At 66.2% G+C, this 17,536-nt stretch carries 16 protein-coding genes; 6 read left to right on the forward strand and 10 right to left on the reverse strand.

The window, feature by feature from the left end:
- Positions 1-53: 53 nt before the first annotated feature.
- From DYE23_RS06685 to DYE23_RS06700, 3 genes are all read right to left on the reverse strand, one after another.
- Positions 54-2,723, reverse strand: a complete 2,670-nt coding sequence (locus DYE23_RS06685) for an Ig-like domain-containing protein (protein ID WP_147292268.1) — start codon at positions 2,721-2,723, stop codon at positions 54-56.
- Between the two features lie 214 nt (positions 2,724-2,937).
- The gene (locus DYE23_RS06695; RefSeq protein ID WP_115326819.1) at positions 2,938-3,798 is read right to left on the reverse strand and encodes a universal stress protein; all 861 of its coding nucleotides are present in this window, start codon (positions 3,796-3,798) and stop codon (positions 2,938-2,940) included.
- 15 nt (positions 3,799-3,813) lie between these two features.
- Complete coding sequence (locus DYE23_RS06700) at positions 3,814-5,325, reverse strand: APC family permease (RefSeq protein WP_013472616.1); 1,512 nt, start codon at positions 5,323-5,325, stop codon at positions 3,814-3,816.
- A 122-nt stretch (positions 5,326-5,447) separates the two neighbouring features.
- On the opposite strand from DYE23_RS06700, the gene DYE23_RS06705 reads away from it, so the two are divergent.
- Positions 5,448-6,344 (forward strand): sigma-70 family RNA polymerase sigma factor, encoded by an 897-nt coding sequence (locus tag DYE23_RS06705; protein WP_115326820.1) that lies wholly within the window; start codon positions 5,448-5,450, stop codon positions 6,342-6,344.
- 17 nt (positions 6,345-6,361) lie between these two features.
- Here the strand turns inward: DYE23_RS06705 and DYE23_RS06710 are convergent, their stop codons facing one another.
- Positions 6,362-6,937 (reverse strand): carboxymuconolactone decarboxylase family protein, encoded by a 576-nt coding sequence (locus DYE23_RS06710; RefSeq protein WP_115326821.1) that lies wholly within the window; start codon positions 6,935-6,937, stop codon positions 6,362-6,364.
- Between the two features lie 77 nt (positions 6,938-7,014).
- On the opposite strand from DYE23_RS06710, the gene DYE23_RS06715 reads away from it, so the two are divergent.
- A complete protein-coding gene (locus tag DYE23_RS06715) occupies positions 7,015-8,184 on the forward strand; it encodes an AI-2E family transporter (RefSeq protein ID WP_013472613.1) in 1,170 nt (389 codons plus the stop codon).
- On the opposite strand, the gene DYE23_RS06720 is transcribed toward DYE23_RS06715, so the two are convergent.
- Entirely contained in the window at positions 8,181-8,684 is a 504-nt protein-coding gene (locus DYE23_RS06720) for a CGNR zinc finger domain-containing protein (protein ID WP_115326822.1), read from the reverse strand. The genes DYE23_RS06715 and DYE23_RS06720 overlap by 4 nt on opposite strands.
- Before the next feature lie 85 nt (positions 8,685-8,769).
- Between DYE23_RS06720 and DYE23_RS06725 the strand changes: the two genes are divergently transcribed.
- Positions 8,770-9,633, forward strand: a complete 864-nt coding sequence (locus DYE23_RS06725; protein WP_099962629.1) for an alpha/beta fold hydrolase — start codon at positions 8,770-8,772, stop codon at positions 9,631-9,633.
- 62 nt (positions 9,634-9,695) lie between these two features.
- On the opposite strand, the gene DYE23_RS06730 is transcribed toward DYE23_RS06725, so the two are convergent.
- From DYE23_RS06730 to sdhC, 4 genes are all read right to left on the reverse strand, one after another.
- Entirely contained in the window at positions 9,696-10,466 is a 771-nt protein-coding gene (locus DYE23_RS06730; RefSeq protein WP_011895680.1) for a succinate dehydrogenase iron-sulfur subunit, read from the reverse strand.
- Between the two features lie 31 nt (positions 10,467-10,497).
- Positions 10,498-12,252: a succinate dehydrogenase flavoprotein subunit gene (gene sdhA, locus DYE23_RS06735; RefSeq protein WP_011895679.1), complete on the reverse strand. Its 1,755-nt coding sequence runs from the start codon at positions 12,250-12,252 to the stop codon at positions 10,498-10,500.
- Positions 12,253-12,266: 14 nt separating this feature from the next.
- Positions 12,267-12,686 carry a succinate dehydrogenase hydrophobic membrane anchor subunit gene (locus DYE23_RS06740; RefSeq protein WP_235660558.1) on the reverse strand — a complete coding sequence of 140 codons (420 nt, stop codon included), beginning with the start codon at positions 12,684-12,686 and terminating at the stop codon, positions 12,267-12,269.
- A gap of 80 nt (positions 12,687-12,766) precedes the next feature.
- A complete protein-coding gene (sdhC, locus tag DYE23_RS06745) occupies positions 12,767-13,195 on the reverse strand; it encodes a succinate dehydrogenase, cytochrome b556 subunit (protein WP_011895677.1) in 429 nt (142 codons plus the stop codon).
- A 217-nt stretch (positions 13,196-13,412) separates the two neighbouring features.
- Between sdhC and DYE23_RS06750 the strand changes: the two genes are divergently transcribed.
- Genes DYE23_RS06750 through DYE23_RS06760 form a run of 3 tightly spaced genes read left to right on the forward strand, consistent with a single transcriptional unit; the run spans position 13,413 to position 16,262 of the window.
- Positions 13,413-13,835 carry a cytidine deaminase gene (locus tag DYE23_RS06750; RefSeq protein WP_115326823.1) on the forward strand — a complete coding sequence of 141 codons (423 nt, stop codon included), beginning with the start codon at positions 13,413-13,415 and terminating at the stop codon, positions 13,833-13,835.
- The gene (locus tag DYE23_RS06755; protein ID WP_115326824.1) at positions 13,832-15,163 is read left to right on the forward strand and encodes a thymidine phosphorylase; all 1,332 of its coding nucleotides are present in this window, start codon (positions 13,832-13,834) and stop codon (positions 15,161-15,163) included. The genes DYE23_RS06750 and DYE23_RS06755 overlap by 4 nt, the downstream gene beginning before the upstream one ends.
- Positions 15,164-15,173: 10 nt before the next feature.
- On the forward strand, positions 15,174-16,262 hold the full coding sequence (locus tag DYE23_RS06760; protein ID WP_011895674.1) for an adenosine deaminase: 1,089 nt from the start codon (positions 15,174-15,176) through the stop codon (positions 16,260-16,262).
- Positions 16,263-16,272: 10 nt separating this feature from the next.
- Here the strand turns inward: DYE23_RS06760 and satS are convergent, their stop codons facing one another.
- The gene (satS, locus tag DYE23_RS06765; RefSeq protein ID WP_115326825.1) at positions 16,273-17,523 is read right to left on the reverse strand and encodes a protein export chaperone SatS; all 1,251 of its coding nucleotides are present in this window, start codon (positions 17,521-17,523) and stop codon (positions 16,273-16,275) included.
- Positions 17,524-17,536 lie beyond the last annotated feature (13 nt).

The following is a 17,536-nucleotide window of genomic DNA, read 5'->3' on the forward strand; positions in this document are numbered from 1 at the left end:
TTGAACCGTAGAGAAGTCCAATTATTCCTTGCAGGACAGGCACTTTCGCTTATCTACACACCCCCACAGTCAACATTCCACGAAAAATCCGGGTTAACCTGGTAGATAGCCGGGTTGATGCCGCTGTATGCTCCGGTCGCGGTGCCGTCCACAAGGGTAGTTAGGATCACCTCGCTGCCCAGAACGCGAATCCCGTTGATTCTTTGAAAAAGCCGGTAGACATTCTCTGATACGCCGCCAGATCCGGCGCCAAACTCAGTGGACTGTTCAACGATTTCTCCCTGCAAGCCGTATCCAGCTCCTAGAACAGCCGCGATTCTGTTCAGCGCTGCCAGGGCGTCGTCGACGTTGTGCACGTCGTCGTCAGTGAATTCGCCGACGACGGCGATTATCGTCCCGTCCTCGTTCTCCGAGACCCCCACCACGCCGAGCGCCGCCAGGGTGTCTAGTTCGTCGAGATCCAGGATGCCGTCGTCGTCGGGGTGCAACGGGACGACCGCCAAGGTGTGTCTGAGACTGGTGGTGTGCTCGCCATCGGAGGCCGTAACCGTGAATGTGATGCCGGCGCCAGATTCGGTCACTGCGGCATTGAACCGGGCGAGTTCGGTTGGTGAGAAGACGAACTCACCTGTTTCTGCATTCAACACGAGGGTCGCGTACACCGGATCCAGCGTTGCCGCCAGCCCGTACATCACCGAATCTCCCTGTGGGTCCGTCGCGACGAATCGGCCGGTAGTCACCCCGTTGCTCTGTACTGACAGGTCTACGACGGAAGGTTCGGCGAATAGCGGCGCGACGCTGATTGGAACGCTGATTGAAAGCGTGGCGGTGTCCGTTAGCGATCCGTCACTGACTGTGTAGGTAAGGGTCTCAGTTCCTGCGAAACCTTCGGTGGGGGTGTAGGTAACCGTTCCGCCGGAGAATGACGCCGCTCCGTTGATCGGTGCGGTGACTCCGGTGACGGTCAAGGTATCGCCATCCGGATCGGTGTCATTGGCGACTACGATCACGGACACCGAGGTTTCCCCGACGGACATTTCTACGGTGTCGTCGACCGCAACCGGGGCATCGTTGACCTGCGTGATCGTGACCGTAACGGTGCCGGTGGCCGACTCGGTTCCGTCGGACACGGTGTAGGTGAAGCTCTCGGTTCCGAAGTAACCGGTCACCGGCGTGTAAGAGATTGTCCCGTCGGCATTGATGGCCGCTGCGCCACCGCCGCTGGGGATTCCGACTGCAGTCACGCTCAGTGAATCACCGGAGTCAATATCGGTGTCGTTGGCCAACACTGCGATACTGGTACCGACAGAATTCTCTGCGACAGTCGCCGTGTCATCCCCGGCCACCGGCGTATCGTTGACAGGCGTTACGGTCACGGTCACCGTCGCCGTCGCGGTTTGGGTACCGTCGGAGACGGTGTAGGTGAAGGTGTCGTCGCCGTTGAAATCCGCCGTCGGTGTGTAGATGATGACACCGTCTGGATTGACGGTGACGGCGCCGCCGTGGGTGGCTTCGCCGACACCGGTGACGGTCAGTGCGTCGCCATCGCTGTCGCTGTCATTGCCCAGCACATCGATGACGTTGGCAGTGGAGTCCTCGACGACGGTTGCAGAATCGTTGATAGCTGTAGGCGCTGCGGTAACGGTGATCGTGACGGTCGCGGTCGATTTGTGGCTGCGCGAACTGCTGAATAACCCGTGAGTGTGCCAGGCACTGGCTTCGTCGGAGATGGTGTAGGAGAAGGTGTCGGTGCCGCTGAATCCGGCGGTGGGGGTATAGGTGAAGCTGCCGTCGGCGTTAAGTTCGACGACTCCGTTGGCGGCCTGGGTGAAGTCGGTGACGGTCAGGACATCACCGATATCGGGATCGGTGTCGTTGTCCAGCACTGAAATTCGTGTCGGAAGGCCCTCGGAGGTGCTGGTCGAGTCGGCGACGGCGGTGGGGGAGCTGTTGAAGAAGGTTCGCTGAATCTCGCGGCGTACGAATGCCAGCACGCCCAGAAGCAGCGGCGGGTCGCCGGGCACGGTGGGGCTGGGGTTGAACAGCATGTGTAGTGCTTTGGCGGCGATGTCGAGCATTGCCGCCGGTCCGCCGAGGATGACCCCGATCGGGCCCCGGGGCTGACGGACCAGTGGTGCTGGGGCAGGTTCGACGGGGGGCGCGGTTACGGCCGACGCGTAGCTGGGTGGCGCTGGTGCGTCGGTGATCTCGGCGCTGGAAGGCTCGGGGTCCTGATCCGGCGCGGTGGACGCCGGGGTTTCGCCGACGGGCGATTCGGATGCGGACGTCCTGTTGTCGTCGGACTGGACCGTCGCGGAAGGCAAGTCCACCTCGGGCGCAACGGAAGCGGAGTAACCGTCATCGGCGTCGGACTCCTCGACGCCCTCGTCGACAAGCGGTGGTGTGTCCTCAACTGCGTCGGTCTCGGGGGCGATCTCGACGTCGGACTCGTCCTCAATGGCGTCGTCGTCGCGTTTACCGTCGGCGGGGGTGGTGCTGCCGTCGGAGTCGGACGTGCCCGTCGAATCTCCGCTGCTGGCGGCCTCGCCGGACACCGCAGGCGAGGTACGTCGAGAGGACGGCTTCTGCGAAGACTCGCTTGCCGAGGATGCCGACTCATTGCCGCTGGGCGCTTCCGCCCACGCGGGCGTGGCCACCGCCGTACCGATGCCCAACGCGAGCGCCAATGCTCCGACCCGCCCGACGTACTTCGAATAGCCCACTGCCGGCCCCCCGGTGACGTGTGACCCACTGTGGTCAACTGAGCGCAGACAGTAGCATTCAGCAATGTGAAAGCGCGCGCCAAAACCGACGCTAAATTACGAAGTAGTTAATTAAGGAAACGCTTGGGCCTGTGATGATGCGAACAGGCTGAGAATATTCAGACGTTCGGACGACGCCCTGCAGGGCAGGATTGATTGCTATAGCAAACAACGGCTACCCCTCCCGTGGCACCACAATCACCGGTACATCCACCCCCGCCAGAATTCGCGAGGCCGTCGACCCGAGGAAGATCCGCTTCGGCGCGGCGAAGCGCGACGACCCGACCACCAACAGGTCCCCGTCGTCCCACTTCAGTTTCTTCAGCGCGGACTCCAGCGTCATCCCGTCAGCGACCAGCGACTCGATGTCGGGCGCCTCGGGCAGTTCCCGCGCGGCGACGGCGAGGTTCTCCTCGGCGGCGGCACGCTGCAGTGCCCTGACCTCACGGGCGCTGCCGGCCTCGGCCAGATTCTCCGCCGACACCAACGACAACATCCGAATCCGCAACTGCGCCAACGCCGCCAGCCGAATCGTGAACGGCAGCGGATTGTCGTCCCCAGGGCGTGTGGGCACCGCGGCCGTCAACGCCTCGATCGTGTCGTCGGGATCCTCGGCATATCCGCGCGGCGCCAACGCCACCGGAATCGGCGAAATATGCAGCAGCGCACCGGTTACCGGACCGATAGTGTGCCGTCCGAAGAACCCGTCGCGCGCACCGCCGACCACGATCAGATCCGACGCCTTGCCCTCGGCGAACTCGACGAGCGTCTGGGCGAACGACTCGCCGACGATCACGGCCGACCCCGCGGCCACCCCGTCGGCCGCCAGTGCCGCGACCGCCTGGGCGACCCACTCCTCGCCGCGCCGGATCAGCATCTGTTGGTACTCGGCGCGGCCCGGATGTCCGTCGGGCAGTTCCGCGCGGACGACGATCACCACGTCCACCGTCGCGTTGAAGGTCTTGGCGAGCGCGCTCGCCAGGGCGATCCCATCGTCGCCGGTCGGTGTCGCAAGGTAGCCGACGGTCAAATGCATTGCAGGACCTCTCGTTCAGAAGGTGTCCGGAACCTTGACTTCGGTGCGGGCATTCAGCGTCTCGCCGCGGAAGAACCGCTTGGTGCCGAACGCGAAGCACGCCAGCATCAGCGGAATGCCGAGTACGAGCATCCCGACGCCCAGCACGAACACGCCGCCGATGGGCCCGAACGCCGTGTATCCGTAGTCGGGCTGGATCATGTCCTTGGCGCTGATCCCGAACGCGGCCAGCATCGACAGTCCACCGAGGAGTGGAAACACACCGCGGAAGAACAGGTTTCGTGCCGAGGAGAACAGCGTCCGGCGGAAGTACCACACGCAGGCGAACGCGGTGATGCCGTAATAGAACGCCACCGCCAGACCCAGTGACGCCACCGAGTCGAGCAACGCGTTCTCCGACAGCGTCTTGAGCACCAGGTAGAAGCACAGCGCCGATATGCCCATCACGATGGTGCCGAACGCCGGTGTCATATAACGCGGATGCACGCTCGCGAACCGCCGCGGGATCGCCTCGTAGACCGCCATCGACAGCGTCCCGCGGGCCGTCGGCAGGATCGTCGTCTGGGTCGACGACAGCGCCGACACCGACACGGTCAGCAGCAGCGCCGACGCGGCGATGGCGCCCGCCACGGGCTCCCCGAGCACGGTCAGGACGTCGTCGGTGTTGTTCGCGTTGTTCAACCCGATGCCCACATAGCCGAAGCCGGCGAACGACTGCAACGCATACGCGACCAACACATACGTGCAGACCAGGATCACCGTCGTGATCAACGCCGCGATGCCGGGCGTCTTGCCCGGATCCTTCGTCTCCTCACCGACGGCCAAGCAGGCGTCCCAGCCCCAGTAGATGAAGATGCACAGGATCACCGCCGCGGCGATCGACGACACGTCCAGTCCGCTCGGCCACAGCCACGAGAACTCCGGCATGACGGCCTGCGCGCCGGCCGTGCCGCTGAACACGCGGACCAGCGCGATGACGCTGACGGTGATCAGCACGCCGAACTGGATCGCGATCAACACGTTCTGCACCCGCTCGCTCACGACGATGCCGCGCGCGGACACCAGCGTCATCGCGATGATGAAGAAGCAGCCGAGAGCCACCGTCGCCGGCACACTCTCCGCCAGGGCGGTGAGGCCGAGGAAGTTGTAGAGGTAGATGGCCGCGATCTCAGAGACGTTGGCCAGCACGATGATCGCCGACACGGCCAGCCCCCAGCCGCCGATCCAGCCGATCCACGGACCGAACGCCTTGGTCGCCCACGTGAACGTGGTACCGCAGTCCGGGGTGTCCTGCGACAGCTCCTTGTAGGCGAACGCGACGAGCAGCATCGGGATGAACGCCAGCACGAACATCGACGGCGCTTTGTCGCCGACGGCGAGCACGACGTAGCCCAGCGTCGCTGCGAGGCTGTACGCGGGAGCCACCGCGCCGAGGCCGATGACGACGTTGCCGACCAGGCCGAGGGCCCCGGCCTGAAGCCCTTTACCGCCGACCGCGGGAGTCGCCGGATCCTCGGTGATAGCCATGGCCGCAATATACGGTTCGGGTGGTGTGCTCAGCGCCTTTCAGCGGAATTCGTGGAGTAGCGCGGATTCTGCGACGGAATCCGGCTCGACCTGCGCTGCATGGACGGTTCTAGACTCGGGGCATGACCGCGAGCGCGCGCGTCGGGGATTTCGAACAGATGCGTCCGCATCTGCTGTCGGTGGCCTACCGGCTCACCGGGACGGTGGCCGACGCCGAGGACATCGTGCAGGACGCGTGGTTGCGCTGGAACGCCCACCGCGGCGACGCCGTCCACGACCTCAAAGCGTGGTTGACGACGGTGGTGAGCCGGCTTGCGCTCGACAAGCTGCGGTCGGCTGCGCACCGGCGGGAGACGTACGTCGGCGAATGGCTACCCGAGCCGGTGGTGACGGGGTTCGACGGCGACGACCCCCTCGCCGCGCTGGTGGCCGGTGAGGACGCCCGATTCGCGGCGATGGTCGTGCTGGAGAACCTGACTCCCGATCAGCGGGTCTCCTTCGTACTGCACGACGGTTTCGGGGTGCCGTTCTCGGATATCGCAGACGTGCTCGGGTCCTCGACGGAATCAGCCCGCCAGTTGGCCTCCCGGGCACGTCGCACGGTGTCGGCCGCGCCGCCGCCGGCAGCCGACCATGCCGAGGTGGTCGGAAAACTGTTGGTGGCCATGGCCTCCGGCGATCTGGAAGCGGTGGTGTCGCTGTTGCACCCGGACGTCACGTTCACCGGAGACGCGAACCGGCGCGCGCCGACCGCCGCGCGTGTCATCCACGGTCCGGACAAGGTGGCGCGCTTCCTGCTCGGTCTGGGCGCCAAGTACGGTCCGCAGCGCCTGCTGGCCGGAAGCGAGCTCGGCCTGGTCAACGGCGAACTCGGGGTGTACTCGCGGGGCGCCGACGCGACGGACGACGGACCACGCATCTCCCCGCGCATACAGGCGCTGAGTGTGCGCGACGGGTTGGTGGTCGCGATCTACGACGTCGCGAACCCGGACAAGTTCACGGCGTCACCGCTGAAGTAGCCCGTCACCGCGGCTGATCACTGCGTCCAGGGCACCCGGCACGCGTCGCCAGAGCTGAAGCCCTGCTCGGTGATGCCCAGTGCGGCGTTCATGCGCGCCCGCATGTTCTCCACGCCGACCTGATAGGTCAGCTCCATCACACCCTTGTCGCCGAAGCGTTCCCGCAGGTCCTCGACCTGCTCGTCGGTGACGGTGTGCGGGTCGGTCGTCATCGCCGCCGCGTAGGCGATCGCGGCCCGTTCGTCGTCGGAGAAGCTCGGCGACGTCGCGTAGTCGTCGATGTCCTTGAGCCGCAACAGATCCAGGCCGTCGAGGCGCATCAGCATCGCACCGAAGTCGACACACCAGGAGCAGCCGATCTGACGGGCCGTCCAGTACACCGCGAGCTCGCGGACATTCGCCGGCAGCGTGGTCGACGCCCGCTCCAGCATCCCCTCGTGCAACGCGCCCGCCATCATCACACCGGGGTGGTGCGCGTAGATCGCGAACGGTTCGGGCACTTCGCCGAAGCGCCGCTTGGCGTAGCGCCACATCAGGCGGGTCATCAGCGATGCGCGCTGCGGGGATACCGGGTCGATTCGTGTCGTGGTCATACTCTCCAGACGAAACACGGGCCCGAAACGTGACGATTCGGCACGTTGAATCCGCCGACTGCGGGTAACAAGGGGGAGTGCAGGAGAAGACGACGACGCAACCCGGTCGCGGGACGATCTACGCCGGCCACCTTCGCTCGACCGCGACGGTGGCGGTGCAGCTCGTCGCCGTCGCCGCGATGCTGTGGGGGTTGGCGTGGGTGGTCGGCAAGGCGTGGGTGATCGTCCTGCCGGTCGTGCTCGCGCTGATCGCGTGCACGGTGCTGTGGCCGCCGGTGCGGTGGCTGCGGAACAAGGGGGTGCCGCCCGCGGCAGCGGTTCTGGTGGTGCTGCTGCTGGCCGTCGGCGTCCTCGCCGGCGTGGTCGCCGCGGTGGCGCCGGCGATCGTCGAGCAGTCGCAGGAACTCGCCGAACAGGCCTCCGCCGGTATCGTCCAGGTACGGGACTGGCTCGGCGGCCCGCCACTCAACATCAGTGAGGCGCAACTGAATTCCGGAGTCGCCGCGATCACCGATCGGTTGAACTCCAGCAGTGCCCAGATCGCGTCGGGTGTGTTCACCGGTGTGGGGGCCGCCACGTCGGCGCTGGTCACCCTGTTCGCCGCGATCGTCGTGACGTTCTTCTTTCTCAAAGACGGCCCGGGATTCATTCCCTGGTTGCGTCGCACCGTCGGCCAACCGGCGGCGCCCCACCTGGCCGAGGTCCTCGACCGTGTCTGGACGACGCTCGGCGGATTCATCCGGACCCAGGCACTCGTCAGCTTCGTCGACGCGGTACTGATCGGCATCGGGCTTGTCGTGCTGGGGGTGCCGTTGGCCTACGCGTTGGCGATCATCACGTTCATCGGCGGTTTCATCCCGATCGTCGGCGCGTTCGTCGCAGGCGGTCTCGCGGTGCTGATCGCGCTGGTGTCCAACGGTCCGGTCGACGCGTTGATCGTGCTGGGCATCATCGTGGCGGTGCAGCAGTTGGAGGGAAATGTGCTGCAGCCGTGGCTGCAGTCCAAGTCGATGAAGCTGCACGCGGTGATCGTGCTGCTCGCGGTGACCTTGGGTGCGTCGACGTTCGGCGTCATCGGCGCGTTCCTGGCCGTCCCGGTCGCGGCCGCAGCGGCGGTGATGATCCGGTACTACGGCGAGCAGGTGGGTCGCGCGGCCGGTGAAGACCCGCCGCCGGAAGCCGCTGAGGACGAGAACACGGAGGACGAGAACACGGAGGACGACGGCGCAGCGGTGGTGAAAACCTAACCGCGCGAACGCTGATAGTGGCGGCGGGCTTTCATCCTGTTGCCGCAGATCGCCATCGAACACCAGCGCGCGTTGTTCGGCTTGCTGCGATCGATCAGGAACAATTGGCATTCGGTGTTGGCGCAGGGGCGGAGCCGACCGGGGCTGGTGATGCGTAGACCGTCCCAGGCCAGCACGGCACGTGCCGCCCCGTCCGTGCCGTCGAGGGTCCAGTCGACCCCACCGTCGGTGGCTGTCGGGGTCAGGTGAACCCCGTCGAGGAAGCGCTGCAGGACATCCGGTGTCGCCTCGCCGCGCACCACGGCCTGCAGGGCTGAGCGTGCGTCGATCAGCACTCGCCGAGCCTTGTCGGTCGCACCGACTCCGTGCGACGACATCCATTCGGCGGCGGTTGCTTTGTCAGCCAGAACATCGGTGGGGACGCCCTCGACCACCGGCGTCGTGTTCAGCAGGTCCAGTAGGAACGCCTCGTCATCCGCAGACGCCACACCGACATCCATTCCTAACCTCCAAAAGTCTATTGACAGGTTACACGATCGGCGGTTCACTGGAGCTAACCAGTAAAACAACGATTGGAAGTTAGTTATGACTGTTGTGCACCACCGGGTCGACACCGTGGACGGGCATCAGGTGTTCTACCGGGAGGCGGGTGATCCCGATGCCCCGGTCATCGTGTTGCTCCACGGGTTTCCGACCAGCTCCTTCATGTTCCGCAACCTGATCCCCGAACTCGCCGACCGCTACCGCGTCATCGCGCCCGATTACCTGGGCTTCGGGTACTCGGATGCGCCGACGGTCGAGGATTTCGACTACACCTTCGACGCACTGACCGACTCCGTCGCCGGCCTGCTGACGCAGCTCGGCATCCGCCACTATGCGATCTACGTCCAGGACTACGGCGCGCCGGTCGGGTGGCGGCTCGCGTTGCGCGATCCGGCGGCGATCACGGCGATCATCACCCAGAACGGCAACGGCTACAACGACGGCTTCGTCGCCGAGGGCTGGCAGCCGGCCTGGGATTACCAGCGGGAGCAGACGCCGGAGACCGAGGCGGCGCTGCGCGGCATCCTGACCTTCGAGACCACACGGATGCAGTACACCGCCGGGGTGCCCGACCCATCCGTCGTCAGTCCCGACACCTGGCACCACGATTTCGCGCTACTGTCCCGGCCCGGCAACGACAGAATCCAGCTGAAACTCTTTCTCGACTACTCCACCAACCCGAAAATCTATCCCGCGCTGCACGACTATCTGCGGGCGAGCGGGGTTCCGCTGCTTGCGGTGTGGGGTGACAAGGACCCGTTCTTCGGTCCTGACGGCGCGCGGGCGTTCGCCAAAGACGCCGTCGACGCCGAGATTCACCTCATCGACGGAGGTCACTTCCTGCTGGAGAGCGAGCTCACCCGTGTGGCAAACCTGATCCGCGACTTCCTGGAGCGTCGGCTCTGACGAAATCGGGCGCGCAAAACGACGTCCAGCGTCGCAAAGCACGCCCGATTCGGGGGCAAGAACTAGCGGGCGAACATCAACGCGCGCTTGACTTCCTGGATCGCCTTCGTCACCTGGATGCCACGCGGGCACGCCTCGGTGCAGTTGAACGTGGTACGGCAGCGCCACACCCCGTCGATGTCGTTGAGGATGTCCAGCCGTTCGGCGGCGGCTTCGTCACGCGAATCGAAGATGAACCGGTGGGCGTTGACGATCGCCGCGGGACCGAAGTACGACCCCTCGCTCCAGTAGACGGGACACGACGTGGTGCAGCACGCGCACAGGATGCACTTGGTGGTGTCGTCGTAGCGGGCGCGGTCGGTCTGGCTCTGAATCCGTTCGCGCGTCGGCTGATTGCCCGACGTGATCAGGTACGGCTTGACCGCGCGGAACGCGTCGAAGAACGGCTCCATGTCGACGACGAGGTCCTTCTCCACGGGCAGCCCGCGGATCGGCTCGATCGTGATGGTCAGCTGCTTGTTCGGGTTCTTCGGCAGCATGTCGCGCATCAGCACCTTGCACGCCAACCGGTTGACGCCGTTGATCCGCATCGCGTCCGAACCGCACACCCCGTGCGCGCACGACCGGCGGAACGTCAATGTGCCGTCCAGGTACCACTTCACGTAGTGCAGCAGGTTCAGCAGCCGGTCCGACGGCAGGCACGGCACCCGGAAGCTCTGCCAGCCGGCGTCGTCCGGGGACTCGGGGTTGAACCGGGCGATCTTCAGCGTCACCATCACCGCGCCCTCGGGCACGGGGGGAGTGTCTTGCTTGTCCAGAACAGGCGCGCTCATCGGTCCTCACTCTTCGCGCAAGCGCTCATCGTCAGTACTTCCGTTCCATCGGCTCGTAACGCGTCATCACGACGGGTTTGTAATCCAGGCGGATGTCACTCAGAAGGTCCGAACCTTCTTTGTAGGCCATGGTGTGGCGCATGTAGTTGGTGTCGTCGCGGTTCGGGTAGTCCTCGCGGGCATGTCCGCCGCGAGACTCCTTGCGGTTCAACGCACCGACGACGGTGACCTCGGCGAGCTCGAGCAGGAAGCCCAGCTCGATGGCCTCGAGCAGGTCGCTGTTGTATCGCTTGCCCTTGTCCTGCACCGTGATTCGCGAGTAGCGCTCCTTGAGTGCGTGAATGTCGGTCAGCGCCTGCTTCAGCGTCTCCTCGGTGCGGAACACCGCGGCGTTGTTGTCCATCGACTGCTGCAGTGCGCCCCGGATGTCGGCGACGCGCTCGTTGCCGTGCTCGGAGAGGATGTCGCCGACCCAGCCGACCACCATCTCGGCGGGGCTCTCCGGCAGCTCGACGAAGTCATGTCCCAGTGCGTAGTTCGCGGCGGCGATGCCGGCGCGACGGCCGAAGACGTTGATGTCGAGCAGCGAGTTGGTGCCCAGCCGGTTGGCTCCGTGCACCGACACGCACGCGCACTCGCCGGCGGCGTAGAGGCCCGGCACCACGGTGGTGTTGTCCGAGAGCACCTGGCCGTTGACCGTCGTCGGGATGCCGCCCATGACGTAGTGGCATGTCGGGTAGACGGGCACGAGTTCCTTGACGGGGTCCACGCCGAGATAGGTGCGGGCGAACTCGGTGATGTCGGGAAGCTTGGCCTCCAGCACGTCCTCGCCGAGGTGGCGCACGTCGATGTAGACGTAGTCCTTGTTCGGTCCGGCGCCGCGGCCCTCGAGCACCTCCAGCACCATCGAGCGCGCGACGATGTCACGCGGCGCGAGGTCGACGATCGTCGGGGCGTAGCGCTCCATGAAGCGCTCGCCGTCGCCGTTGAGCAGACGACCGCCCTCGCCGCGCACGGCCTCGGAGATCAGGATGCCCAGCCCGGCCAGACCTGTCGGGTGGAACTGGTGGAACTCCATGTCCTCCAGGGGAAGTCCCTTGCGGAAGATGATGCCCAGGCCGTCGCCGGTCAGCGTGTGCGCGTTCGACGTGGTCTTGTACATCCGGCCGGATCCACCGGTGGCGAACACGATGGCCTTGGCGTGGAAGACATGAATGTCCCCGGTCGCCAACTCATAGGCGACGACACCGGTCGCGACCGGCCCGGACGGGGTCTCGGTCATCGTGATGTCGAGCGCGTAGAACTCGTTGAAGAACTCGACGTCGTGCTTGACGCAGTTCTGGTACAGCGTCTGCAGGATCATGTGTCCGGTGCGGTCGGCGGCGTAGCACGCGCGGCGCACGGGGGCCTTGCCGTGGTCGCGGGTGTGCCCGCCGAACCGGCGCTGGTCGATGCGTCCCTCGGGGGTGCGGTTGAACGGCATCCCCATCTTCTCCAGGTCGAGCACCGCGTCGATGGCCTCTTTGGCCATGATCTCCACGGCGTCCTGGTCGGCGAGGTAGTCGCCGCCCTTGACGGTGTCGAAGGTGTGCCACTCCCAGTTGTCCTCTTCGACGTTGGCCAGCGCGGCGCACATGCCGCCCTGGGCCGCGCCGGTGTGCGACCGGGTCGGGTACAGCTTGGTCAGCACCGCGGTGCGGACGCGGGGTCCGGCCTCCACGGCGGCACGCATGCCCGCGCCACCTGCGCCGACGATGACGACGTCGTAGCGGTGTTCAACAATCATTGGGCTTCTCCGTTTCAGGAAATCGACGCGTCGAACGTCAGCAGCACGTACGTCCCCAGGACCAGCGTGAACGCCATCGACAGCGCGAGCAGAGTATTGAGCCAGAACTTCGTCGAGTCCTTGCGCGTGTAGTCGGCGATGATCGTGCGCATCCCGTTGCCGCCGTGCAGCTGGGCCAGCCACAGCAGCAGCAGGTCCCAGGTCTGCCAGAACGGCGACGACCAGCGCTGCGCGACGTAGTTGAAGTCGATGCGGTACACACCGTTCTCCCACATCAACATGATGAAGAGGTGGCCCAGGGCGAGAAACATGAGCACGATGCCCGAGAACCGCATGAACAGCCAGGTGTACTTCTCGAAGTTCGGCATCCCGCCGGCGCGGCGCGGCGCGCGCGGGTTGTCCAGCCCGGCGGGGCGGTCGAAGCTGCGCTGCATCACCGGGGCGGGTCCGCCGCGATCGGAGATGTGGTCGTACGCGTTTTCGGCCCGGCCGGAGGCCGGACGGCTTGCCTGAGTCACAAGAACCTCTCCGCCATGTGCATGCCGATCACGCCCAGGCCCGCGGTGAACAGGACGATGAAGATGCCGGCGATGATCCACAGCATCTTGCGCTGGTGACGCGGACCCTCGGACCAGAAGTCGATGAGGATGATCCGGATCCCGTTGAGAGCGTGGTAGAGCACCGCCGCGACGAGGCCGATCTCCATGAGCCCGACGATCGGGGTCTTGTAGGTCTCGATGACCTCGTTGTAGGCCTGCGGGCTGACCCGCACCAGCGCGGTGTCGAGCACATGGACGAACAGGAAGAAGAAGATCGTCGCACCGGAGATGCGGTGCAGCAGCCAGGACCACATGCCCGGGTCGCCGCGGTAGAACGTGCGGCGCCGCGTCGGCTTAGATCGCGGCTCCGGCAAATCGGTATCGGCTGATGTCGCCGTACTCATGTGACCCTCCAACGCCATCGGTGGACGCCCAGAGCTCGGTCCTGCTTACCGGGCCCCAAACCTCGGGGCGACTCTAATCCCCTTCGTACTCTTGAACGAACTAGCGTGAGGCGGTATGCCCTTCTCCAAGGCTAGAAGTTAGGGTGCCCTACCTGGGACTTCGGGTCACGGGTCAGGGTGTTCGGAATGGATTCAGAGTGACCACGAGCGGCTCGTCATGACCAGCGATATCGATTGGAATCTACTGCGCCGCAAGGCGATTGACGTATCTCAGCACGCATACGCGCCGTACTCGGGGTTCCGCGTCGGCGCTGCGGCCCTCGTCGACGACCATCGGATGGTGGCCGGCTGCAATGTGGAAAATGTCTCATATGGCGTAGGTCTCTGTGCCGAGTGCGCAGTGGTGTGCGCCCTACATTCCAGCGGCGGCGGACGCCTCGTCGCACTGACGTGTGTGGGTCCCGACGGGGAGGTTCTGATGCCCTGCGGCCGCTGCCGGCAGGTCCTCTTCGAGCACGGCGGTGGCGACCTCCTGATCGATCATCCGCTGGGTCCGAAGCCGCTCGGTGAGCTGCTGCCCGACGCGTTCGGACCGGCTGATCTCGACCGGCGGCCCTACCCGGTCGAGGAGACGCCGTGAGCTTCGACGCCGCCGGCCCCATCTCGCATCTCGATGCTCCGTCGGTGATCCGGACGAAGCGCGACGGCGGAACACTGTCCGACGAGGCCATCGACTGGGTCATCGACGCCTACACGCGCGGGGAGGTCGCCGAGGCGCAGATGTCCGCGCTGCTGATGGCGATCTTCCTCCGGGGTATGACCGGCCATGAGATCGCGCGGTGGACCGCGGCGATGATCGCGTCGGGCGAGCGACTGGACTTCAGCGACCTGCGCCGGGACGGGAAGCCGCTCGCGCTGGTCGACAAACACTCGACAGGCGGTGTCGGGGACAAGATCACGATCCCGTTGGTGCCGGTCGTCATGGCGTGTGGCGGCGCGGTACCGCAGGCGGCCGGGCGTGGACTCGGACACACCGGTGGCACGCTCGACAAACTGGAATCCATCCCGGGGTTCACCGCCGAGATCACCAAAAGCCAGATCCGGCAACAACTCTGCGATCTCGGGGCGGCGATCTTCGCCGCCGGGGAATTGGCGCCCGCCGACCGCAAGATCTACGCCCTGCGCGACGTGACGGCGACGACGGAGTCGCTGCCGTTGATCGCGAGCTCGGTGATGAGCAAGAAGATCGCCGAGGGGACGAAGGCGCTGGTGCTCGACTCCAAGGTCGGGTCGGGTGCGTTCCTCGACAGTGAGGCCGAGTCGCGGGAGTTGGCTCGCACCATGGTCGAGCTCGGCGTCGAGCACGGTGTGCAGACCCGCGCGCTGCTCACCGACATGCAGACCCCGCTGGGCCGGACCGTCGGCAACGCCGTCGAGGTCGTCGAGTCCCTGGAGGTGCTCGCCGGCGGCGGGCCCGACGATGTCGTCGAGCTGACCCTGGCGTTGGCGAGGGAGATGTGCGACGTCGCAGGGCTCGACGGCGTCGACCCCGCGCAGACGTTGCGCGACGGGACCGCGATGGACCGGTTCCGCGACCTGGTCGCCGCCCAGGGTGGCGACGTGGGCAGTCTCGATGCCGCGATGTTGCCACTCGGTCAGCACACCGAAACCATCAGTGCCCCGCGCAGTGGCACGATGGGAGACATCGACGCGATGGCGGTGGGTCTGGCGGTGTGGCGGCTCGGAGCGGGACGCTCGGTACCCGGCGAGCAGGTGCAGTTCGGCGCGGGGATGCGGATCCATCGCAAACCCGGCGAGGCCGTCGCCGCCGGCGAGCCGCTGTTCACCCTCTACACCGAGACCCCGCACCGGCTTGCCGCCGCGGCGTCCGAACTCGACGGCGCCTGGAGCGTCGGCGACCACGCACCGCCCACGCGTCCACTCATCATCGACCGGATCAGCATGTAGGAGGTTTCGCGTGACGACGCCGTTGACGCTGGAGAACATCCGCCGCGCCCCCAAGGCGCTGCTGCACGATCACCTCGACGGCGGACTGCGGCCGTCGACGGTCCTGGAACTGGCCGAGCAGTACGGCTATGACGATCTGCCCGCCCACGACGCCGACGAGTTGGCCGAGTTCTTCCGGACCGCGGCCCACAGCGGCTCGCTGGTGCGCTACCTCGAACCGTTCGCGCACACCGTCGGCGTCATGCAGAACCACGACGCCCTGCACCGCGTCGCCCGTGAATGCGTCGAAGACCTCGCCGACGACAACGTCGTCTACGCCGAGATCCGGTTCGCCCCCGAACTGCACATCGACGGTGGCCTGTCGCTGGACGCCGTCGTCGAGGCGGTGCTGGCCGGTTTCGCCGACGGGGAGAAGGCTGCGGCCGCCGCGGGACGGACGATCACGGTGCGCTGCCTCGTCACCGCGATGCGTCACGCGGCGCGCTCCCGCGAGATCGCCGCGCTGGCGATCCGATTCCGGGATCAGGGCGTGGTCGGTTTCGACATCGCCGGCGCCGAAGCCGGCTATCCGCCGTCGCGACACCTCGACGCGTTCGAGTACATGCGGAGCAACAACGCGCGGTTCACCATTCACGCCGGCGAGGCGTTCGGTCTGCCGTCGATCCACGAGGCGATCGCGTTCTGCGGCGCCGACCGGCTGGGCCACGGCGTCCGCATCGTCGATGACATCGACATGGACGCCGAGGGCGGCCCGAAGCTCGGCCGGCTCGCGGCGCTGTTGCGGGACAAGCGGATTCCGTTCGAGATGTGCCCGAGCTCCAATGTGCAGACCGGTGCGGTCGCCAGCATCGCCGAGCATCCGTTCGACCGGCTGGCCCGGCTGCGGTTCCGGGTGACGGTCAACACCGACAACCGGTTGATGAGCGACACCACGATGAGCCTGGAGATGCTGCGGCTGGTGGAGGCGTTCGGCTACGGGTGGAGCGACCTCGAACGGTTCACGATCAACGCGATGAAGTCGGCGTTCATCTCGTTCCCCGAGCGGCTCGCGATCATCGACGAGGTGATCAAGCCGCGCTACGCGGTGCTCGTGGGCTGACCCCGCCGAGCTACGTCTCGCTGCGCAGCCGGGACTCGACGAACCGCTCCAGCGACTCCCACTGCGTCACCGCGTCGGCGAACGGGGCGTTCGGCCGCGCGACCTTGCCCGGCTCGAGCACGTGGAAGATCACGCGGCCCAGCGCCGTGTCGGGCGCGAGCTTGGTGTCGACCGTCGCCTCCTCCGAGTAGTCGCCGATGTCGCGCAGAAGCTCCACGGCCAGTTCGATCTGGTCGTGGTCCAGCGCATCGGGGCCCTCGGCGAGGTCGTCGACGATGTCGGTCAGCACGTAGACGTTGTCGTCGGTGACGTCGACGCGCAGCGAACCGTCGGTCGCGGCGGTCCGGATGTCGTCGTAGGTCGCCAGGTCCGACAGGTCGTGGTCGTGTTCGTCGGCCAGGTAGCGGGCCAGCGCGCGCTCGGACGGGAACACGCTGATGCGGCCGTTGCGGCCGAGGAAGATCGGCCGGTCGTCGAAGTAGCAGCGCAGCGTGAAGTAGGTCCCGCCGGTCATCATGATGCGGATCGGGTCGATGCCGACGCGCTCCCAGAAGTCCTTGTCGCTGCCCAGCACCTTGGTCTCGGCCTCGGCGGCGAGGTCGTCGGACTCCTCCGGGGTGTCGACGACGTCATCGATGACGAGCTCTTCGTCGGGCTCGGGAGCGTCCGCGTCGAGCTCCGCCTGCGCCTTCGCGACGGCGGCGCTGTCGACCTCGGGGATGGTGATGATCTCGTCGAGCGCCTCGATGACTTTGTCCCAGCCCCTGGCGATGATCTTCTCGATCTCCGCCCACCGCTTCTTGCCGGCGCGACCGGCGAACGCCTCGACCCCGCCGCCGACGGTGCCCAGGACGGGGTTTCCGTTGAAGAACTTGGTGACGGCGGGAAGCTCGCACACCGACCCCATCGACGACACCACCGCGAGCGCGCCGTACAGGGCGCTGACGCCGGCCTCGGTGGGCTTCTGCGCGAGCAGTTCCTCCAGCACGACCAGGTCGTGGGTGTTCGACTCGGTGGGAGTGAGGCGGTGTGCGTTCGCCTCGGTCAACTTCGTCCAAGCCGGATGGTCGACGAGATCGTTGTCGTTGTTGGTACGCACGAAGGCCGCCAGGTCAGCGACCGATTCGAGGACGTAGAGGTCTTCGTCCTTACCGAGGAACGCCTCCCACTCGTCACCGTCCGCGCGCCACCGGGGCGCCCACAACGTGTAGACGTCGCCCTTGGTCAGCGTCAGCCCGATGGGCACGATGTCAGCAGCCATGCGGCACAGCCTA

Origin of the sequence: Mycolicibacterium gilvum (genome assembly GCF_900454025.1) — a bacterium.
Lineage (GTDB): Bacteria > Actinomycetota > Actinomycetes > Mycobacteriales > Mycobacteriaceae > Mycobacterium > Mycobacterium gilvum.